The 19,401-nt window shown below is 44.6% G+C and carries 23 protein-coding genes; all 23 read left to right on the forward strand.

Features of this window, described 5'->3' with window-relative positions:
- Positions 1 to 201 precede the first annotated feature (201 nt).
- The 23 genes from cspE to D908_RS08015 all read left to right on the forward strand — a co-directional run bounded on the left by cspE (position 202) and on the right by D908_RS08015 (position 19,347).
- Positions 202 to 414 (forward strand): transcription antiterminator/RNA stability regulator CspE, encoded by a 213-nt coding sequence (gene cspE, locus D908_RS08115; RefSeq protein ID WP_005524947.1) that lies wholly within the window; start codon positions 202 to 204, stop codon positions 412 to 414.
- A 311-nt stretch (positions 415 to 725) separates the two neighbouring features.
- Positions 726 to 953: a hypothetical protein gene (locus tag D908_RS22300; protein ID WP_167733109.1), complete on the forward strand. Its 228-nt coding sequence runs from the start codon at positions 726 to 728 to the stop codon at positions 951 to 953.
- Between the two features lie 133 nt (positions 954 to 1,086).
- Positions 1,087 to 2,451, forward strand: a complete 1,365-nt coding sequence (nhaA, locus tag D908_RS08105) for a Na+/H+ antiporter NhaA (RefSeq protein ID WP_005524950.1) — start codon at positions 1,087 to 1,089, stop codon at positions 2,449 to 2,451.
- 267 nt (positions 2,452 to 2,718) lie between these two features.
- Positions 2,719 to 3,867, forward strand: a complete 1,149-nt coding sequence (locus D908_RS08100) for an N-acetyltransferase DgcN family protein (RefSeq protein ID WP_032467620.1) — start codon at positions 2,719 to 2,721, stop codon at positions 3,865 to 3,867.
- A 425-nt stretch (positions 3,868 to 4,292) separates the two neighbouring features.
- Positions 4,293 to 4,700 carry a LexA family protein gene (locus D908_RS08090; protein ID WP_000864710.1) on the forward strand — a complete coding sequence of 136 codons (408 nt, stop codon included), beginning with the start codon at positions 4,293 to 4,295 and terminating at the stop codon, positions 4,698 to 4,700.
- On the forward strand, positions 4,700 to 5,956 hold the full coding sequence (locus D908_RS08085; RefSeq protein ID WP_005524958.1) for a Y-family DNA polymerase: 1,257 nt from the start codon (positions 4,700 to 4,702) through the stop codon (positions 5,954 to 5,956). The genes D908_RS08090 and D908_RS08085 overlap by 1 nt, the downstream gene beginning before the upstream one ends.
- A gap of 303 nt (positions 5,957 to 6,259) precedes the next feature.
- Complete coding sequence (locus D908_RS0119510) at positions 6,260 to 8,014, forward strand: MotA/TolQ/ExbB proton channel family protein (RefSeq protein WP_032467621.1); 1,755 nt, start codon at positions 6,260 to 6,262, stop codon at positions 8,012 to 8,014.
- 2 nt (positions 8,015 to 8,016) lie between these two features.
- Positions 8,017 to 8,724 carry an OmpA family protein gene (locus D908_RS08080; protein WP_005524962.1) on the forward strand — a complete coding sequence of 236 codons (708 nt, stop codon included), beginning with the start codon at positions 8,017 to 8,019 and terminating at the stop codon, positions 8,722 to 8,724.
- Positions 8,721 to 9,839 (forward strand): HNH endonuclease, encoded by a 1,119-nt coding sequence (locus D908_RS08075; protein ID WP_005524963.1) that lies wholly within the window; start codon positions 8,721 to 8,723, stop codon positions 9,837 to 9,839. Before D908_RS08080 ends, D908_RS08075 begins: the two co-directional genes overlap by 4 nt.
- Positions 9,840 to 9,970: 131 nt before the next feature.
- The gene (locus tag D908_RS08070; protein ID WP_001128531.1) at positions 9,971 to 10,282 is read left to right on the forward strand and encodes a phage holin family protein; all 312 of its coding nucleotides are present in this window, start codon (positions 9,971 to 9,973) and stop codon (positions 10,280 to 10,282) included.
- Positions 10,283 to 10,350: 68 nt separating this feature from the next.
- On the forward strand, positions 10,351 to 10,869 hold the full coding sequence (locus D908_RS08065; RefSeq protein ID WP_005524964.1) for a glycoside hydrolase family 108 protein: 519 nt from the start codon (positions 10,351 to 10,353) through the stop codon (positions 10,867 to 10,869).
- Positions 10,870 to 10,878: 9 nt separating this feature from the next.
- Entirely contained in the window at positions 10,879 to 11,037 is a 159-nt protein-coding gene (locus tag D908_RS22305; RefSeq protein ID WP_005524965.1) for a hypothetical protein, read from the forward strand.
- 4 nt (positions 11,038 to 11,041) lie between these two features.
- Positions 11,042 to 11,218: a hypothetical protein gene (locus D908_RS22310; RefSeq protein ID WP_022578699.1), complete on the forward strand. Its 177-nt coding sequence runs from the start codon at positions 11,042 to 11,044 to the stop codon at positions 11,216 to 11,218.
- Positions 11,219 to 11,312: 94 nt separating this feature from the next.
- Positions 11,313 to 11,534: a hypothetical protein gene (locus tag D908_RS08060; RefSeq protein ID WP_005524967.1), complete on the forward strand. Its 222-nt coding sequence runs from the start codon at positions 11,313 to 11,315 to the stop codon at positions 11,532 to 11,534.
- 2 nt (positions 11,535 to 11,536) lie between these two features.
- On the forward strand, positions 11,537 to 12,115 hold the full coding sequence (locus D908_RS08055; protein WP_005524969.1) for a hypothetical protein: 579 nt from the start codon (positions 11,537 to 11,539) through the stop codon (positions 12,113 to 12,115).
- A gap of 11 nt (positions 12,116 to 12,126) precedes the next feature.
- Positions 12,127 to 12,387 (forward strand): hypothetical protein, encoded by a 261-nt coding sequence (locus D908_RS08050; RefSeq protein WP_032467626.1) that lies wholly within the window; start codon positions 12,127 to 12,129, stop codon positions 12,385 to 12,387.
- Between the two features lie 116 nt (positions 12,388 to 12,503).
- Complete coding sequence (locus tag D908_RS08045; RefSeq protein ID WP_005524972.1) at positions 12,504 to 13,508, forward strand: hypothetical protein; 1,005 nt, start codon at positions 12,504 to 12,506, stop codon at positions 13,506 to 13,508.
- A 62-nt stretch (positions 13,509 to 13,570) separates the two neighbouring features.
- Positions 13,571 to 14,776: a phage capsid family protein gene (locus D908_RS08040; protein ID WP_005524973.1), complete on the forward strand. Its 1,206-nt coding sequence runs from the start codon at positions 13,571 to 13,573 to the stop codon at positions 14,774 to 14,776.
- Between the two features lie 14 nt (positions 14,777 to 14,790).
- Positions 14,791 to 15,171 (forward strand): hypothetical protein, encoded by a 381-nt coding sequence (locus D908_RS08035; protein WP_005524975.1) that lies wholly within the window; start codon positions 14,791 to 14,793, stop codon positions 15,169 to 15,171.
- Positions 15,172 to 15,228: 57 nt separating this feature from the next.
- Complete coding sequence (locus D908_RS08030) at positions 15,229 to 15,693, forward strand: hypothetical protein (RefSeq protein ID WP_001896392.1); 465 nt, start codon at positions 15,229 to 15,231, stop codon at positions 15,691 to 15,693.
- A gap of 2 nt (positions 15,694 to 15,695) precedes the next feature.
- On the forward strand, positions 15,696 to 16,295 hold the full coding sequence (locus D908_RS08025; protein ID WP_005524976.1) for a hypothetical protein: 600 nt from the start codon (positions 15,696 to 15,698) through the stop codon (positions 16,293 to 16,295).
- Complete coding sequence (locus D908_RS08020) at positions 16,295 to 16,924, forward strand: phage adaptor protein (RefSeq protein ID WP_005524977.1); 630 nt, start codon at positions 16,295 to 16,297, stop codon at positions 16,922 to 16,924. The genes D908_RS08025 and D908_RS08020 overlap by 1 nt, the downstream gene beginning before the upstream one ends.
- Positions 16,924 to 19,347 carry a right-handed parallel beta-helix repeat-containing protein gene (locus D908_RS08015; RefSeq protein ID WP_005524981.1) on the forward strand — a complete coding sequence of 808 codons (2,424 nt, stop codon included), beginning with the start codon at positions 16,924 to 16,926 and terminating at the stop codon, positions 19,345 to 19,347. The genes D908_RS08020 and D908_RS08015 overlap by 1 nt, the downstream gene beginning before the upstream one ends.
- Positions 19,348 to 19,401: the final 54 nt, after the last annotated feature.

The following is a 19,401-nucleotide window of genomic DNA, read 5'->3' on the forward strand; positions in this document are numbered from 1 at the left end:
AAAAGAAAAAATGGCTGTCTATTCTGTGTACAAAGTGTATAGTGTACTGAGCTCACGAATGCGGGCTATTAATGAATAATTTAGTTCAAGTATCTTCCTAGTTCTCTTTCGAATCGTTTCGTCATATTACTCCTTCGGTACCTTACCTTTATCCCATTAAATAGCTTCGTATATTAGTTTTTTATGTTTATCGAGGTATTTATGTCTAATAAATTAACAGGTTCGGTTAAGTGGTTTAATGAAAGTAAAGGCTTTGGCTTCATTACTCCTGACAGTGGCAGCTCTGATGTATTTGTTCACTTCAATTCAATCGCTTCAGATGGTTTTAAAACTTTATTTGAAGGTCAAAAAGTCAGTTTTAGTATCGAGCAGGGAAGTAAAGGTCCACAGGCTGTGAATGTCATTCCTGCTTAAAAGTGGAGGGAGGTGCATCAATATACAGCTTTTATTGTAAACACCTCCGATTTTCTGAAATTTAACGAGGATCCAATGACTCGAAGAACTAGTCGCCAATTGTATTGGTATTATATTAAACGTGATAAAGCATCAGCGCAGGAAAAATAGAATTTGTTCAGAGTTGATTTTCATCTATACCTCAATGAAATATCTTGGTCTGCATCAATACATCAGCTTAATAGTGATATGTTGAAACGGCACAGAGTACCTAAAATAAGATTTTTTTGATAAGGGTCTTCATTTCTCTTTCTGTGAAGAGACAGGCAGAGGTGAAATATTGGATGGTAAAAGTCTATACTTGGGATTTTTTATCGTTAGAGATTAACGGTTTTTATGAGGATTTGATTATGAAAAAAAGAAATAAGAAAAAAATAAATAAAAATGATGATCTTAATCAGGATAAGACTGAAAACTTGAACCAAGTGAGAAGACGAATTGAAGATATCTTGTTGAAAAGAGAACAAGATAAACTGTTTGAACTCGATATGTATTATTGAAAACAAGAAATCATCTCTTGCCTACCAATGCTAGCATTTTTATGTGTGCCAATATATTTAGCGAAATAAATCTTGCTTTGATGAATTAACGTAGATTATTGATGGATTACGTTGGAGTGACGTGTTTTCGTTGATGGATAATATACTGAATATGAATTTCAAATCTAGAAAACCCACTACCACGAATTTAACTCAATTACCTAAAGAGTATATTGACTGGTTCTCAAAGCCTATTACTAGATTTATTGCGATTGAATCGGCAGCTGGGATTGTATTGTTTATTGCAACTTTATGTGCGGTTATTATTGCGAATTCACCTCTTAGTGAGTCATATGCCAAGTTTTGGGAGCTTTCGCTAGGTATTACAATTGATTCTTTTGTGTTTGAGCGATCATTACACTCATGGATTAATGACGCTGCAATGACAATATTTTTCTTTCTTATCGCATTAGAACTTAAACGTGAGCTCGTATTGGGTGAACTACGTAACCCTAAGTTAGCCGTGCTTTCTATTTCGGCGGCTCTCGGGGGAATGTTGGTTCCTGCATTTTTCTACCTAACCCTTCAAATTGGAGAGCCCGGACAAAATGGTTGGGGTACGGTTATGGCAACGGATACAGCATTTGTTATTGGATGCCTTGCTTTGTTAGGGAAGAGTATCCCTAAAAGCTTAAGGGTATTCATGTTGTCAATGGCTGTTGTGGATGATATCGGGGCTATTTTGGTGGTTGCCATTGGTTATGGAGAAGATATCAAGTGGCTTGCTATTTGTTTTTCAATTCTTGGGTTTCTAATGGTTCGCCTCATGTCTTTTATGGGGATCCGCAGCATTGGACTATTTTCTATTGCTGGGGGTTTAGTGTGGTTAGCCGTTGATGCTTCTGGCGTACATCCGACATTAACCGGTGTTATCCTTGGCTTGTTAACACCGACAAGTAAATGGGTTAGCAAACAGCGCCTCTATACTATTATGAACACGATAGTTTCTGCGTCACCTCGTGGGCACTGGAGTGGCAATAATATAGAGCGTCTTACTTTGAAAACTGCAGGTGCTGCGGCACGGGAAGTTCTTTCACCTGTTGAGCGATTAGAGATCATGTTGCATCCCTGGGTCGGATTTCTAATCATGCCATTATTTGCGTTAGCAAATGCTGGTGTTGTGTTAGAGAGAACCAGTTTTTTCTCACCAATTACGCTTGCGGTACTTACCGGGTTTGTCTTTGGAAAACCTATTGGTGTTCTATTGTTTAGTTGGTTTGCAGTTAAAATAAATATAGCAAAGCGTCCCGATAATCTGCAGTGGAATATGATTATTGGTGGGGGGATGTTAGCGGGTATCGGGTTTACAATGGCTCTATTTATCGCCGAGTTGGCGTATACCCCTGAGCAAATTCAGTTTGCTAAGATAGGTATTTTTTCAGCTTCTATCCTGTCAGCATCTTTAGGATTTCTTTTCTTACGATATTGTACGGGTTCTCCACCCTCAAGGATTGATTAAACAGCCGTTTTCTTTGGTTCACGCAGGCATGTACGAGTCTAATAATATAAAATACGAGTATTCATGAACTTACTTAGTACCTAAGAATGCGGTTTGTCTAGATGTGAACATTGTTGGTTGAAAAGCGTTCAAATGTCTTACGGGTATTTTGAAATACGTGCTACAGTGTTTGCTATCCCCCACAGCTTAGTGGGGACATTTTGTCGAAACTGGAAAAACTAGCCTCCCCATTTTGCCCTCCTAAGCCTAACAGAGTTAGGTCTTATCATGTCTTCTACAACACGAAAAATGAGTACGAGTCAGTATCTTCAAGGAGCTTCTTTACCTCAATCTAATTTATTTCCACAACAGAGAGAAACGGCCATTGTATATTGTGAAGGTTACTTTGGTGAAAATACTGGAAAAACAGCGAATGGTCTTATTCGAGAGTCAAATCGTTTCAATATTATGTCCATCATTGATAGTACAAAAGCGGGACAAGACAGTGGTTTGTATCTTAATGGCATTGAAAATGGAATTCCGATTTGCTCGAGCTTAAGTCAAGCTATTTCCATTAGTGAATATATACCTGAATATTTTATTTATGGCTTAGCACCGGATAGTGGACATTTAACTTTAATTGAAAGACAGCTAATTCATAAAGCTATGCGTCTTGGTATGAATATTGTCATTGGCTTGCATGAGTTCTTAAATGAGGACCCGGAGTTTGTTGAAACGGCAAAGAAGCATCATGTAAAAATTGTTGATATCAGAAAGCCGAGACCCACGAAAGACTTAAAGATTTTTTCTAACCGTATTCAAAATGTACTTTGTACAAGAATTTTAGTGATGGGTACGGATTGTGCGATAGGAAAACGCACAACGGCTTTAGCATTAACAAGAATGTTGAAAAATAGTGGTTTAAACGCAGTTATGATTGCAACTGGGCAAACCGGCTTGATTCAAGGCTCAAGTTACGGTGTTGCGCTAGATGCTGTTCCTTCTCAATATTGTGTGGGTGAGCTTGAGGCAGTGATTGTAGAGGCCTATGAGAATGAGAAGCCAGATGTGATAGTCATAGAAGGGCAAGGTGCACTTAGTCATCCTTCGTTTTGTACTAGTGCCTCTATCATTCGAGGCTCTCAACCTACAGCTATCATTCTACAACATTCTCCTATGCGTGTTTATTTAAGTGGCTCCGAAGAGTATTTAATGCCTGAACTGGGAGCAGAAATCGATTTGATAGAACATTTTTCGGGAGCTCCTGTTATTGGTATAACATTGAACAATACAGGTATGGATGAACATTCGATCAGAGAAACAATTTTTGAATATAGCAATAAATATCAAGTGCCTGTAACCGAATTGTTTACATTACCCAATGATGTTTTAGTGGATATGGTTCTTGACAGGTTCCCTGAATTAGATGTGGTCTAATGATTGAAATTAAATGGTTCCCAATCTCAGATTAAGACCAAAAATATCAAAGCTACCTTCGGGTGGCTTTTTTATTTTTGAACACTGCCAATGGCGTGGTTTTTTATACGTTGATCGGGAGTTGAGATGCCATCGCAAGAGCCAATGCTATGACAACGCCAAACCCAAGCGGATTTTGCAAGAAATCGAAAGCCTCAATCTCGAAATGAGCCAAATGCAAAGCCAGATGCTGCAAACCGTAGAGGCCATGATTGAACAGATGTAGCAGGTTCGATTTGAAAGTGTATTGATTACAAACATTTGGACAAACGCCTCTCAAATGCTCGATGAGAGGACGGGGAATTTGTAACTTAGTATCGTTTTTAAATTGCTTTTTCGTGATTTCAATATAAAAATAATACTGTATATAAATACAGTAAAGTTATATGAAAGTCATACCTATTTACGCAAGTGCGGGCATCACAGGTTTTGAAAGTCCTGCAACTGAATACAAACAACTCTCCATTGATCTTGATGGTTTACTTATCCAGCATCCGAGCGCCACTTTTATTGGTAAAGCGAGTGGCGATTCTATGCAAGGAGTGGGGATATTTGATGGCGATTTACTGATTGTTGATCGTCATCTTGAAGCAATGAATCACGATGTGATTGTTGCGAATTTTAATGGCGAGTTTGTATGTAAGATCCTCGACATTCGTCGTCGATTATTGCTCTCTGCAAATGAAAAAATGCAACCTGTAGCTATCCACGATTTTGATACCTTCTCTTTAGAAGGAGTTGTGGTTAGCTCCATTCGTTTCCATCGAAGTAATCAGATATTGAGTGATCAGTGATGTTTGCTTTAGTTGATGCTAACTCGTTTTACTGTAGTGCTGAACAAGTCTTTCGTCCGGATTGGCGAGGAAAGCCCATCATAGTGTTATCAAACAATGATGGTTGTGTTGTGGCCGCGAACCGCCAAGCAAAGGAAGCGGGTGTTGAGAAGTTTAAACCCTACTTTCAGGTTAAAGCGCTTTGTGAGCAAAAAGGCGTTATTGCACTTTCATCAAACTATGAGTTGTATGCCGACTTATCGTCAAAGATGATGCAGGTGATCGGGAGATTCGCGCCCGAGCAACACATATACAGCATTGATGAGTCGTTTTTATCTTTTGAGCATGTTTATCCTGCTATCTCGTGTTTTAGAAAATTAGGCATGGAACTCAGACGCACAGTATGGCGTGAGTGCCGTCTTCCTGTAAGTGTTGGCTTTGGGAGTACATTAACACTTGCGAAAGTGGCTAACCATGCCGCAAAAAAATTGGATGCTTATCAAGGTGTTTGTGTACTTGATAATGAAAAAGAGCGTCAAATAGTGTTATCTCAATTACGAGCGGTTGATGTGTGGGGCATCGGTCGTAAACTTGGACAGCGCCTACAGCTAATGGGCATTAAAACCGCTTTACAACTGGCTAACTATCCTCCAGCCCTCATTAGGAAAGAGTTTAACGTTGAGGTTGAACGTACCGTTCGTGAGTTGAATGGACAAAAATGCAAAGGATGGGATGTGGCTCGAGCCGATAAGAAACAAATTTTTTCTACGCGTAGTGCAGGGCAGCGAATTACAGATATTGAGTCGTTGAAACAAGCCTTGTGTAAACATGCCAATATTGCCTCTTATAAGGCCCGTCAACAAAAATCACTCTGCCGAGTCATGCTCTGTTTTGCAAATAGCTCTCCGTTTGACGAATATTCGGTTGTACGTAGAGCGATTCATAGATTTGCTTATCCGACATCTGATGTGACGCAATTGACCCAGATTGCCTCTTTATTGGCTGAGCAATTGTTTCAGGAGGATATTCGGTTTTATAAGATTGGCGTAGGTTTGCTTGACCTTGTTGATGGGCAACATGAACAACCAGATTTATTCAATCCTAATCCGAACAACCCTGCGTTGATGCATGTCTACGATACTCTAAATGGCCGGTATGGGAGTGATACCCTTTTTTTGGCGGCACAGGGTATTACTCAGAAATGGGCAATGCGGCGTGATATGTTGACTCCACAGTACACAACGCGTTGGCAAGATATCCCCAAGATAAGATGTTGAATTAGCAAAATCTTGAGAGTAAGTGGCTAAGACTTTGTAAAAAAGCATTGTTTCGTTTTGAACTGGTCGTCAATTTCAAACAAATGACTCAATAATTGCGATTCTCAATCTCGGCGATTTAAAAAGTGAATCGCGATTAAATGCATATGTGATTGTTGTGTGTATACATGGCATCGATCCCATAACCTAAGGTTTTCATAACTATTGCTTACTTCACGATATAAGCATTTAAGGTATAGCGTGCCACATATCTTTGATTTAAAATTTTGTTCCTCGTCATCATATACAACAAGTTTTTAAGCAATGACAAACGCATTGGCAAGTTTTATAGCATCATACTCCGCAGCAGCAATTTCAGATGCATTTATTTATCTCATTGTATTTCTTTTGATTTTTTCGACGGCATTGGCTTACAAAGGGAAAGCCCCAAGATTTACCTCAAGTACGACAAACATTTTAACATCACTTGGTATCCTTGGTACTTTTGCTGGAATAATTGTCGGCTTAATGGAGTTCAATCCGTCCAATATTGATGAAAGCATAGAGTCTCTATTAGCAGGGCTTAAAACTGCTTTCTTGACAAGCCTCGTGGGCATGGCAGCTTCAATACTATACAAAACTTCCTTAGGCTTGATTTCACAGAAGGAGAAAGAGGTTATAAAAAGTGTTGGGCCTGAGGAAATCTATTCCGTCATGTCTGCACAACTGAACTCGTCACAAGAATTGTTAACAGCGATAAAAGGGGATGAGGACTCATCATTGACGTCGCAGATAAAAAATCTCCGGATTGACATTAATGATGGACAAAAGTCTATGAATCGTTATTTGGAGCAAGCAGCCATAGACAGTAGCAATTTTCAAAGCAAATTGTGGCAGAAGATGGATGAGTTTGGTGACCTTTTATCAAAATCAGCAACGGAACAAGTTATTAACGCTTTGAAAGAAGTAATAGTTGAGTTTAATGACAAATTGACAGAACAGTTTGGTGAAAACTTCAAGCGTTTAGATGAGTCCGTCAAGAAGCTAGTTGACTGGCAAGAAAATTACAAAGCACAGCTAGCAGATATGGCAATCAAATATCAGATGGGAGTTGATGCCATTTCATTTACTGAAAAATCGGTTGCAAGTATTCGTGAACGTACAGAAGCGATCCCAGCAACGATGGAAAAACTACAACAAGTGATGGAGTTTGGTCACGAGCAAGTTATTGAGCTTGAACATAGATTAGAAGCTTTCAAAGATCTTCGTGATAAAGCTATTGAAGCAATGCCTCAAATTCGTGAACAGATGGATAATACCATGTCGGTTATCACTGAATCTGTTCAAGCTGCATCAAGCCACTACGTAGCGATGCTGCATGAGTCGCAAAACATAATCGAGCAATTTACTTCAACTGCGAATCAAAGTGTTGAACATCTACGCATGAATTTAGAAACTGGTGCTGAAAAGGTATCTCAACAGCTAATTGAAAGCTCCCATACTTTAAGTGGCAAACTAGCAGAAGCGTCATTAGATATTCAGGAACAAGTCGGTACTGCCACTGGTGGTTTAAGCAATGTTACGAGTCACTTGACTGATACAACAGAACAGATCCGCCAACATCTTGAAGATTCCATCACTGAGCTAAATGGTCAATTACGTGTACTTGTTGCGGACATCAAAGATGATGCTCGTGAAACAGGTAAAGTTTTGAAGGATGCTAATCAAGAACTAATCATTAGTACGAAAGAGGTTCAATCTGAAATGGCTTCGGCTACCACTAAGCTACATGAACGCTTGGAAACAACGTTGGATGAAATATTCAAGGTACAAGCTCAAGCAGTGCGTAGAACATTCGATAGTCTTGAAGATCAGATTACACAATCGGTAAGTAAAACAGGCAGTGCAGTCGAAAAGCAGGTTGAAATTTTAGATCTACAGATGCAACAAGAAATTAATAGAACCATGAATGAAATGGGAGAGGCTCTGGCAACAATCACCCAGCAATTTACTAGAGATTACCAAAAGCTGGTTAGAGAAATGTCAAACGTGGTCAATGCAAGTATAGCTGCAGTGTAATCATGGAAAAATTATTTGGTGTTTCTAAAACTGCCGAGCAAGGTGGTGAACATTGGATGTCAGTATCAGATCTCATGGCTGGTTTGATGATGGTTTTCCTCTTTATATCCGTAGCTTTAATGCGAGATGCAGTGGTTGAACGTGACAAAATAAAAGACGTTGCTGAAGCTTATCAAAAAACTCAACATGCGATTTATGTTTCACTATTAGACGAATTTTCTAAAGATCTTGAAAAGTGGGGAGCTGAGATAGATAGAGATACGCTAAGTGTAAATTTTACAGCTCCTGAAGTGCTTTTTGCTAATGGTAAAGCTGATTTGACACAGCAATTTCAAGTCATTCTCAATGACTTTTTTCCTCGTTACCTTGAAGTCCTTGAACAGTATAAGCCAACAATTCAAGAAATTAAGATTGAAGGGCATACCTCTAGTCGTTGGAACCATGATTCAAGCGATTATGAAGCCTATTTCAATAATATGGGATTGTCTCAGTCACGTACGCGTGCTGTTCTTAGCTATGTTATGGCTATTGATAAAGTGAGAATAAATCATTACGGATGGGTAAAGAATAACGTTGCTGCTGTTGGTTATTCATCATCGAAAGCAGTTATTAAAAATGGTTTAGAAGATGAAAAACGCTCCCGTAGAGTATCGTTTCGAGTGATCACAAATGCGGAGGCACAGATCTTGAAAATACTGGGGGCAGAATGAAGTTAATTCTCAATCTACTCTCTCTGAAAAATGCTATCGCCGAAATGAAGCCTGATGAAAAAGGCATATTCGCGTGGGTACGCGAAGTCACACCGATAAATAAGATTGATTATGAGTTAGCACAAGGTAAGGATGTCGAACTCAAAGATGTTGATATTGATTCGGGGCTACTCAGTTACAAAGGTAGACAGGTTCTTTTATATATAAAGGATCATGGTTCAATGACTCAATCTGCAATTAATATTCCATATTCAGGTAATAAATTCCATGTTGCAGATTGTTCAGCCTTGAAGAAAATGAGATCTAAAGGACGATTTGAAAGGTACGTTGCAACTAATGATACCTCAGGAGAGTTTTTGATTTCTGGAGATGGAATTGAAGGAAAAGCGATATTGAGAGTCTGCAAAAGTTGTCTCAGTGCTTTGAACTATAGAGGGTGGTCTACAGGTGAAGAACGTAACAAAATACTGAATAATTTTAGCATGACAGAGTTCTTTTCAACCTACAGTTCCTTTTTTCCTCACATGCCTTCAAGGATTGCTGAAACAGCGGAAAGCGGCTACCCAAGTGATTGGGCCAAAATATCTTCTCATTATAGAGTTGAGAAAAATTTTGAATGTGAACAATGCGGCGTGAACATGCGTTCTCATAGAGCACTTTTACATGTTCATCATATAAATGGTGTTAAATCTGACAATAGGCCTTCGAATTTAAAAGCACTTTGTATTGATTGTCATAGTAAACAGCCTATGCATGAACATATGACTCTGAGTCATCGTGAGCGCCAAACTATTAATGATTTGCGTAAGCAACAAGGCCTTTTAGATAGATTAATGACATGGAAAGAATTGTTCGATTATGCTGATCCCGGTTTACACGGCGTTATACATGCATGTAGAGATGCTGGTTTAAAATTACCTGTGGTTAATTATTTAGTAAAAGATAGCTCTGGTAAATTAGCCGCTCATCTGGAGTTAGCATGGCCGAAACATAAGTTTGGTATTGCTATATCAGAAAATGATATTAATGATGCTAGGAGTAATGGTTGGAGTGTTGTTGGAATGAATGAGTTTTTAGATGGCTACAAGTTACAGTCTTATAACCTCAAATTCTAAAGATGGTAACTCTTGAGTTTCCCTCCAACTTGCGGTAGATTTTCCAACAATACCAAAGCTGCCTCCGGGCGGCTTTTTTGTTTCTGAACCCTGCCATTGGCGGGGTTTTTTATTGGCTGTCGGGAGTTGAGATGCCATTGAAAGAGCCGGAGAGCTGGACCCAACTCCAATCCATAGGCCTTGCGCTGATGGCGATTTGGGGAGGACTGGTGACTTATATCATCGATATTCGCAAAAAGAATCGTCCCTTTCGTTGGGTAGAAGCGCTGATGCAAATCATCGTCTCTGGATTTGCGGGTGCATTGTGTGCTTTGGCCGCGATGTACTTTGAATGGCCGCAAGAATTGGCTGGTTTTGCTTGTGGTATCAGTGGTTACGCTGGCTCGCGGATCCTTGCCATATTTGAGCGTAAATTTATTAGCTCTATCTCAAATCAGCCTTAAACGCCGAATGCTTTGTATTGCCCTCACATGCTTGGTTGGATGTGGGGGCTTTTTATTGGAGAAACGTCATGTTTGATGTGGTGTTCGAACGTCTCATGCCCCACGAAGGTGGCTTTCAATGTGACCCCAAAGATCGCGGCAACTGGACTGGAGGACGTGTCGGCGTTGGTGAGCTTAAGGGCACCAATCGTGGTATTGCCGCGATGACTTACCCACATCTTGATATCAAAAACCTCTCTTACGAGCAGGTGAAGGCGATTTACTTCGAGGATTGGTGGCAAGCACTCGGTATGGCGCGTTTTCGTCCGGCGATGCAATACCAACTCTTTGATGCTGCGGTGCAGCATGGTTGGCATCGTGCCGTAAAAATGCTGCAAAACGCAGTGGGTGAAAAGCCTGACGGCATTATCGGTCCGAAGACGTTGTTGGCGACACAAACTATGGATCTCAATGACCTACTGATGCGCTACATCGCCTATCGCATCACGTTTTACACCAAGGTTTCGACCTTCAACGAATACGGGCGAGGGTGGATGCGCCGAGTCGCGCAGTGCTTGCTGTTCGCCGCAGTGGACAATGACCTTTAAGGGGATTTTATGGACAAGCTAGGTCTTATTTTTAAAAACCGAAAAGTGATCCGAGCGTTGGTAACGTTATTGGCGGCATTGATGCTGTCATTAGGCTACCAGATATCGCCGGAGTTTCAGTCGCTGGTGTCACAGGCGGTGTGTGAAGTGATGGAATGTATCGAGTAACACGATGAACGAGTTGTTATCCCTTTTGATGAGGCTAGTGAATGCAATTTTGGATTCGATTAACCGGTCGCGTAAACAAGCGGCAACCGATTCTCCTAGTGAGCATATTGCTAATGGTGGTCTCGTGCAGCGCAGTGAGAAAACCTTCGCCGATGTGGCCAACCAACCTGACCGTGATTGAGCTAGCCGATGGTGGACTTTGCCTTGACCGAGCTTCGGCAGAAAAGCTTGCCGCTTTTAAAGCGGAATTAGAGTCGTTGTAAGTGGGAGTATTGATGAAAAGTACCGCGCATGAACTCACGGTATTGGTGGATAAATCCAAGCCGTTTCGTTCATTATTGGTAAAAGCTGAGGCGGGTGGCTCCGTCGAACTGCAATATGAGCTCGATGGCGAGCGGATCACCGCACAAACTTTTACTGCGACAGGTCACTATGAGCTGGTGATCTTGCGTAGCGGGTACCTTGTTCCAAACAATGCCCACTTTTCCTTGGTGTAAGCATGGTCGATCAACAGCCTCTTTGGGTGCGCCGAGTCTTGGTGAGCCGCGAACGCTACGCCCCATATTTTGATGGTTTAACGCAATATGCAGTATTGGATAAACCTATGGTTTTCACTGGTGATTTTGATATTTCTATTGAGGCCGAAGGGTTAAGAAACGACAGTTTTCAAGCGCTCTTTTCTGGAGAGACGGTCGATAACTTCTTTCGATTGCTCCAAGGTGGCAGTGGGATCCAGTGCTATATCGGTGGTGCGATTGTCTCTTGGTTGACCAATCAATTTGATGCGTCTAAGCCTCATCATTACCGGCTGAAACGGGTGGGGTCAGTGGCCTCAATTGGGGTTGATGGCGAATGGAAAGTCAGCCGTGAAGGTATTCAAACGCCGCTCACCGTCACTCGTATGATGCGCTCTTGGACCACTTCACTTTTCACAAGAGGGCAGATCCGCGAGCTCATCATTCAAGGGGCGGTGTATCCCTTAGATCAGAAAGAGAGTGCCATTCAAAGAAGCCAGCCAGATAACGGCAATTCGCTGACCATTATCAACCATACCAAAGCGATGTGGAGACGTGTGTGAGCCTCTATCAGATGTATGCTTTTCTTTCGCTGCCCGAGTGGCAAATGCGCTTTAAATCCCGATTTCCTGATGCGGTTGAGGTTCAGGGCTATAAACTGGCGGTGTTTTTGAATACGGAAAAGGAGGTGCTGATGCGTCAGGCGAGCCAAGCTGTCGAACTGGAGGCGAGCGCGATTATCACCGCACTGGTCACACAAAGTCACGCCTGCATGATCTGCGATTACGCTGCCGCCATGCAGGTTTGCCAGCATTTCGAGTCCAGCGACTATTAGCCCCATTAGTATGCAGTGCCGAGCCTTGTGCTCGGCTTTGTTGTTTTTGTCGCTAAGCGTTTTTTCGAGAGCGTTTAACCGCACAGACAGCGATACGTCTAATCAAAGGAGTCACCATGAATACCCATCAAGACACGATTGCCGTCACTGGTAATGAAACATTGGAAGAGCTGGAAGCTTTGCTGGAATCGATGGAAGCGGAAGAAAGTCGCCCAATTGTCGAGAAGGAACAAGGCGCTGACGAGCACCTTGCTCCCTCTTCACAATCGCAAAGCGTGGAAGGTTTAGACGGCGATACCGATGCAGCCTCGCCAACTGCAGAGCCTAACGCAAAGCCAGACGGTATTCTTGCCAAAGACCAAAAGCACATTATCCCGATGGAGGTGCTCGAGCGAGAGCGGCAAGAAAAAGCTCAGCTTCGCCAAGAGCTTGAAGAGTTAAAAGCGCATTCAGCGCAGCTTGAAAAAGCGCAGCGCATGATTGATGTGCGAAATAAACAACTCGAGGAATTGGGCGTTGCGCCGGCTGACTTACCCGAAGATGCCACCATTGATGAAAAAAAACTTGCCGCGTTACAGGAGGATTACCCCGAGCTCGCACCCTTCTTTTTGGCTATGAATAACAAAATTGAGGCGTTGGTTTCCAGTGGCTCGATGGCGGCCTCGACCACACCACCGGAGACTGAAAGCGCCGCGCCAGTGGACAACGCTGAGTTGACGACCGCGCTACAAGCAAACGCGGATTTGCAGTCGTGGATGAGTGAAGGTGGTGCGCGTTGGAATGCCGCGCAGCAAATTGATGACCATTTGGCTTCAAGTTCTGAATGGGCGAATCGAAGCTACGCAGAGCGATTTGAAGAGGTCAGTAAGCGGGTACGACTGGCGTTTGGTGACGAACCTAAATTGTCAGCCCAAGAGGCTCTGAGCGCGGCGCAAGAAGCAAGCCGTAAAGCAAAAAACGCTTTGCCTGCATCACCGAGTGAGCTTGGCAATACTCATCGCACGGGGGATTCCGATCTGATGAACCGGGTACAGAGTGCTAATCACGAAGAGCTGGGTAAATTGTTTGACTCTCTCAGTGAAGCGCAAATCGAGCAACTGCTTTATAACGCTGGATTCTAAACCCGTTTTTCAAACACTAAGCCTCAGCTGACACGCTGGGGCTTTTTTATTGGAGTGAAAGTATGACAACCATTACTGACGGCGTGAAGTTACAGGAAACCGCGCTGTTCAAAGCGACCCTGCGCAATCGCTCGTTTACTAATATGTTGACCGAAGATGCGCCGCAGAGTGTGACCAGTAATAAAAAAGGCAATGAGCAAACCTCACCTCATGCTCCGATTGTCCGCTGCGCCGACTTAAGTAAATCGGCAGGGGATGAGGTAGAAATGCAGATTGTGCATGGTTTGACGAAAAAGCCGACCATGGGCGATCGCCGAATTGCCGGACGGGGTGAAAGTTTAGAGTTCGCGGACTTCTCACTGAAAATCAACCAAGGCCGCCATCAAGTGGATTCTGGCGGTAAGATGACGCAGCAAAAGACTCGCCATCCACTGCGTAAACTCACTCGAGCTTTACTGCCAGATTACGTGAATACGCTGCAAGATCAGGTTACGGCAGTGCACCTTGCCGGAGCGCGGGGTGATTATGCGACCGATGACATCATTGTGCCTTTAGAAAGTGATACTGAGTTTGCCGAGATCATGGTCAATGATGTCTTGCCGCCAACGTATGATCGTCACTTCTTTGGGGGCGATGCTACCTCCTTTGAAGGGCTCGATGCGGCGGATATTTTCTCGATTGAAACATTGGATAATATCGGTCTCTACCTTGAAGAGATGCCTCATCCACTACAGCCAATCCGTTTTAATGACGACAAGATGGCGGGTGATGAGCCCTTCTATTTACTGAGTGTTACCCCACGTCAATGGAGTGACTTCTATACCTCAACCTCAGGTAAAGATTGGCAAAACCTCACTGCGAATGCGATTTCCCGATCGCGTAACTTTAATCATCCGGTGTTTCGCGGCGATTGTCTGATGCGAGGCAATATCTTGGTGCGCAAATACAAAGGTATGCCGATCCGTTTTAATCCTGGTTCTGTTGTCTCGATATCCAATAACGATAAAGCAGCCAGTGTGCGTCAAGTCAATGCGGCCACCACCATAGATCGTGCCATGTTACTCGGCGGGCAGGCGTTGGCATACGCGTGGGGAAAAACGCAAGGTGGCCAATCCTTCCGTTATCACGAAGAAGATGTGGATGCGGGTAACCGTACCGAAGTCACTGTGTATTGGATGAATGGCTCCAAGAAAATTCGCTTTAAAGACAAAACGGGGCGCGTGAACGATCACGGGGTGATTGCGCTCGATACGGCTGTGAACCTGTAGTGGAGTAAACGTGAATGACTCATCGACAAAGTGAAACCTTTAACAACCGTGTCTACGTTGGGGCGCACGGCAATTTATCGCTTGAAGAAGGAAAACTCAGTGTCAAAAACACGCCTATCGACACGGTATTCGCTGTCTTGGAGCTGCCGATTGGTTTAAAGCTGACGGGGGTACGTCTGGTGACCAATGGGCTTGGAGCCTCGGTCAGCGTCGATATCAAAGTCAACGATATCGCCCTAGCGCTTGGGGAAGCGGTCGCCAATAAAGTCGCCAAGCAGATCCCGATCAAGCCCGTGTACCTCAAAGAAAAGGGCATCCTGAACGTCACCATTAAAGGTGGTGTCGCCACAGGCGAGCTTCTCATCTTGCCGGAGTACGTCAACGTTGGGTATTAAGCCCAGCCACTGTAGAGAGGGAGGCCAAGAGCCTCCTTTGATTTTTGGGAGAGAGTGATGACGCATAAAATTGCTGTGGTCTATATCGGGCCTAAGCCGAAGAAAAAAGACACGGTCGCTGGCTCTAGGCTGGTGTTTCCGCGCCATAAGCCGGTGTTAGTTGAACAAGATTTGGCTTATCAACTACTGGATTTTCCGAGCGTATGGATAACGGAAGAGGAGTTAGAGGATCATCTGAAGCTTCTTGATGAAAAGGCCCAAGCGATGGCTCATCAACGGGCAGTGCAAGAAGCAATGCAGGAGGCAGAAGAAAAAGCGGCTTCCATGGTTGTCATGCTAAATGGTGAGGAGTTGGATCTCGATAAGCTCAACTCAGCCAAGTTAAAGACGCTGATCGCTGCTAATGAACTCGATATCGCCCCCAAAGGCGCGCAGGAAGAGGTGACAGAGTTTCGAGTACGAGTGCGCGATTATCTGCGTCGCATGAGTGAAGAGAGTGAACCGGCAAACCTCGCGGAGTGATTATGGAAACCGTCGCTATCGAACAGTTTGTGCCTACCCTTCGGCAATTGGTCAATGTCGCACTTGCGCCATTACTGCACAGTGCTTTGCTGCAAGCCGGGCAAGAGTTTTGCCGAGAAAGTGGTCTTGTGCGTTACACGAGAACAATCGACAGGGTTAGTGCGCACCAAGTGGTCGCGATTGTGGGTAGCTCTGAGTTGAATTCACCGAGTGTTGGTCGGTACACCACCGCTGAGTTGATGGCGGTGGTGGATGATAAAGGCTCGGCATTAATCAAAGGTATTGATTATCTGCAAACCAGTCGTGATGAGCTGCGCTTTATTAGGGAGGGGGAAGATCTTTTCATCCACTGTGCGATAGAGCCACAACGTGACTCACAGACCTTACCCAAAGTGCTTTGGGATGAGTATGGCCAAGCGATCTGTTATGGCGCAGCCCATTGTCTGATGTTGCAACCCGATAGTGATTGGCACAATCCATCGCTGGGTCGTGAGTATCGAACGTGGTTTGTTGAGGCGATCCGCTGCGCTAAGCGTTTTGGCTTAGAAACGGGTCAACAACAGGCCTTTACCAATCCGGTACGTCAACGGGAGTTCTTCTGATGAGCGTCACCATTAAAGGGCTTATTGATCGCGTTGCGCGCGATCTCATCGACGTTCGACATGTGCGTTGGTCGCGCCCAGAGTTGATGGACTTTGTGAATGATGCCATTTCAGCCATGGTGATTCGCCGGCCTGATTTATCTCGAACAACGGCGATGATCGAATCAAGTTCTTATCAGGTCAGTCTACCGGCGGATGCCTATCAAATTTTGGCGGTCAACCACATCAATCAACAGGCGGCGCAGTTTGTGAATATTCATAAACTCAATCAACTCTATCCAGAGTGGCGTAAAACCGCGGGTGTACCTGTTTGTTGGACGCGTAATGAGCTTGATGAAACCACCCTGTTTTTATACCCGTCGCCTCAAGCGCCAGTCAATGTGGAGCTGGTTTATTCACGCACGTTACAAGTGGTGAGCGAAAGCGATGTCTTTCCACTGCCTGAGATCTATTTAGGGGTAGTGTCGGATTTTGTGATGTACCGAGCCTATAACAAAGATTCGCAAAATCCCGCGGAAGGCCAAAAAGCTCAGTTGCATTTACAAGCCTTTGCCACCGCGTTGGGCGATAAGACGGCCACCGATAATGCTAAGGCGCAGATGATCCTGAGCAGTGAAGGGGCACGTTAATGAGTTCGCCGTCGATGGAAGCACTGGTGAAAACGATTGATGCGTTGGAGAAATCCACCGCAGAGCTGGTGGATCTATACACTCAAGCGCTCTTTGGTGTGGATTCGAGTGCCCATGTGCTCAGTAGTAACGTCAACGCGAAAGCGCTGCAAGTGGCTGAGAATGCTATCACTACGACGGCGAAAGCAAGAGAAGCTGCGCTATCGGCGCACATTGCCACCGAACAAGCCTCACGCTCTGCGCTGCATGCCGACCGCTCTGAAGCGGCGACGCAGATTGCGGTGATTCATGTTTCGCATTTAAAAGCGCTGCCTACCCACGAGCTGACTGACGGGAAACAGTTTTCTGTCGCGGGGTTTTACGCGGGGAGTTATGCCGGTGGCGGCTTCTTTGTATTCGATAGTGAGCGAGATTTCTCGGAGCATAATGGCGCAGAGGTCATAGCACTGGATGCACTAAAAGCTTGGGATGGCGAAGAGCGGACGGTAAACACATTTTTAAGTTGGTCGGGTGTGGGTCAAGGTTGCTTTGTGCAAATTGGTACGCAAACTCTGTATGCCAGCCAGTTTGTGACAGATCCCAATGATCCCGTCTCTGTCTATCGAGGACTCGATAGGCTCAATAAGCAGGTGACCCACGGCTCAATCATTTATCTGGATAGGCCGATGGTTGCGCCGAGTTCTGCACTCATCATCGACAAAAATCAGGTCAAAGTGATTGGTGGAGCCCTGACTCGAACGCTTGGCGCGACCGAATACCCATTTTGGGTTGGTCGCGCGGATACCCAAGTCGACGGAGTCACTTTTATTGGTCTTTCCTTGACAGGTGAGCGAGAGGACAGCAATCCGCAGTGGGGTAAGCAAGGTGTATATATTCGTCGGGCCACCAATACGGCGTTTATCGGCTGTCAGTTTAAAAAAGTGGGGGATGCCGCAATTCGACTGGCCGCGTCTCTCTCTAGCCATACTGTGGAGGGCGCTTTAGAGTCGCGAACGGACGGGGTTCAGTTGATTGGTTGCGTCTTTGAAGATTGTACGCAGGTAACCACCAATAACACGGGTGCGCAGAGTGTGATTTTCAGTGGCTGTGTGCTGCGGCGCATTGGCTCGGTGAAGTTCACACAAAGAAATTTGGTCAAAGGCAAACCCAGTCTGCTCATCGGCTGCTTATTTGATGATGTGTCAAAAATTGTCGAGGTACAGGGTGGAGGCAATGTAGAGATAGTCAACTGCTCTGGGACAGCAGAAATGCTGATTGCCGCTTACCCAAACGCTTCCACCTTTGTGACTGGACAACCTATTCCTTACGGCAATATCCAAATTCGCGGGGGCAGCTTTGTATTGAGCTGCCCCTCTGGGAACGCCTGTTATCTGGAAACCCTCGACTCTCCCAGTGGGGAAAGAGTGGTTAACTACGGCTCAGTAGCCATTTTAGGTGCGAAGCTCACCTCGTTAAATCCTCAAGCCCGATTGCTGCGTGCACACGCCAATCCTTCGGTCACGGCTTCAATGCATCCCAATATTCGCGTGGATGGATGTCAGTTGAATAACTTTCTTGGTGATGGATTGGTCAGTGTGAGTCACAGCGTGGTGGATGAGTGGTCGATAGAGATAGCGAATAACCAGTGGGATGAGGTGAATCGCGTGTTGGTGGTTGAGCTGAGAAGCGGTGGAGCTTGGTCCATCGATCTCTCCAATAACCGCGGCAAAGTTCGTCTAGGTACCCACAGTATTGCTCGTGCTGCTTTGGGGCGATTACTCAAAGTTCATCGTAATCGCTTGGAATGCTGCTCGAATGAGGGCAACAGTTTTGCCTTCTTTGATATGGCGTTCTTCGCGTTTGCCTTGGAATTGACCGAAAACGAGCTAGACGTTTCCCAGTACTGGCGGCCTGTTTGCGCCTCATTTGCTCAGCCCAGTACTTCGGGATGCACCCTAAAAATGGGGGGGAATAAGCTTTATCTACCGGCCTTGGGGGCAGAAGGTACGCTGCCAAGACCTGTGTATGTCAGTGCTGGAACGGGGATAGGTTGGCAGGGCGTTTTACAATGTTACCCAAGTTATGTGTTTGGAGAGGGGCGCAAACTCAGGGCGGAAACGGCCAGTGGCCTCAGTTTTTCGGTGATTGAATTTGAGTACCTCTGGGTGGGTAAAGAGTCGAGCCGCCGATTACTGAAAAGAGTCTTTGCGGAAAACATCGCAGGCGTCAGTGGTGCTTGGCGAGTCGTTGAGGTGTACAGCGATGGCGTGGTGAGAAGCCATGGCCGGCACCAAAACCAAACCTCCAATGATTTTAACCTTTACTTTCCCTTTTCTGGGTCGACGTTACTTGCTGAGCCATTCGCGCCGCAGATCATCCTGAAGAGCCTTGCTTACCATATTTTGTGCAGCCGATCAGTAATGGATTGGTCGTCAGATTTATGAATTTAGCGGGTCAAGGCGTTTCGCCATGGTTTCGTTATTCGGTGGAATACAAGG

The sequence above is a fragment of the Vibrio mimicus CAIM 602 genome (assembly GCF_000338875.1).
GTDB lineage: Bacteria > Pseudomonadota > Gammaproteobacteria > Enterobacterales > Vibrionaceae > Vibrio > Vibrio mimicus.

Coding starts and splice junctions, on each gene's coding strand:
- D908_RS08045 (WP_005524972.1), top strand. CDS start 12,504: ATGAATACCCATCAAGACACGATTGCCGTCACTGGTAATGAAACATTG.
- D908_RS08085 (WP_005524958.1), top strand. CDS start 4,700: ATGTTTGCTTTAGTTGATGCTAACTCGTTTTACTGTAGTGCTGAACAA.
- D908_RS08090 (WP_000864710.1), top strand. CDS start 4,293: ATGAAAGTCATACCTATTTACGCAAGTGCGGGCATCACAGGTTTTGAA.
- D908_RS08030 (WP_001896392.1), top strand. CDS start 15,229: ATGACGCATAAAATTGCTGTGGTCTATATCGGGCCTAAGCCGAAGAAA.
- D908_RS08025 (WP_005524976.1), top strand. CDS start 15,696: ATGGAAACCGTCGCTATCGAACAGTTTGTGCCTACCCTTCGGCAATTG.
- nhaA (WP_005524950.1), top strand. CDS start 1,087: ATGGATAATATACTGAATATGAATTTCAAATCTAGAAAACCCACTACC.
- D908_RS08070 (WP_001128531.1), top strand. CDS start 9,971: ATGCCATTGAAAGAGCCGGAGAGCTGGACCCAACTCCAATCCATAGGC.
- D908_RS08040 (WP_005524973.1), top strand. CDS start 13,571: ATGACAACCATTACTGACGGCGTGAAGTTACAGGAAACCGCGCTGTTC.
- D908_RS22305 (WP_005524965.1), top strand. CDS start 10,879: ATGGACAAGCTAGGTCTTATTTTTAAAAACCGAAAAGTGATCCGAGCG.
- D908_RS08080 (WP_005524962.1), top strand. CDS start 8,017: ATGGAAAAATTATTTGGTGTTTCTAAAACTGCCGAGCAAGGTGGTGAA.
- D908_RS08015 (WP_005524981.1), top strand. CDS start 16,924: ATGAGTTCGCCGTCGATGGAAGCACTGGTGAAAACGATTGATGCGTTG.
- D908_RS08050 (WP_032467626.1), top strand. CDS start 12,127: ATGTATGCTTTTCTTTCGCTGCCCGAGTGGCAAATGCGCTTTAAATCC.
- D908_RS22310 (WP_022578699.1), top strand. CDS start 11,042: ATGAACGAGTTGTTATCCCTTTTGATGAGGCTAGTGAATGCAATTTTG.
- cspE (WP_005524947.1), top strand. CDS start 202: ATGTCTAATAAATTAACAGGTTCGGTTAAGTGGTTTAATGAAAGTAAA.
- D908_RS08065 (WP_005524964.1), top strand. CDS start 10,351: ATGTTTGATGTGGTGTTCGAACGTCTCATGCCCCACGAAGGTGGCTTT.
- D908_RS08055 (WP_005524969.1), top strand. CDS start 11,537: ATGGTCGATCAACAGCCTCTTTGGGTGCGCCGAGTCTTGGTGAGCCGC.
- D908_RS08075 (WP_005524963.1), top strand. CDS start 8,721: ATGAAGTTAATTCTCAATCTACTCTCTCTGAAAAATGCTATCGCCGAA.
- D908_RS08020 (WP_005524977.1), top strand. CDS start 16,295: ATGAGCGTCACCATTAAAGGGCTTATTGATCGCGTTGCGCGCGATCTC.
- D908_RS0119510 (WP_032467621.1), top strand. CDS start 6,260: ATGACAAACGCATTGGCAAGTTTTATAGCATCATACTCCGCAGCAGCA.
- D908_RS08060 (WP_005524967.1), top strand. CDS start 11,313: ATGAAAAGTACCGCGCATGAACTCACGGTATTGGTGGATAAATCCAAG.
- D908_RS08100 (WP_032467620.1), top strand. CDS start 2,719: ATGTCTTCTACAACACGAAAAATGAGTACGAGTCAGTATCTTCAAGGA.
- D908_RS08035 (WP_005524975.1), top strand. CDS start 14,791: ATGACTCATCGACAAAGTGAAACCTTTAACAACCGTGTCTACGTTGGG.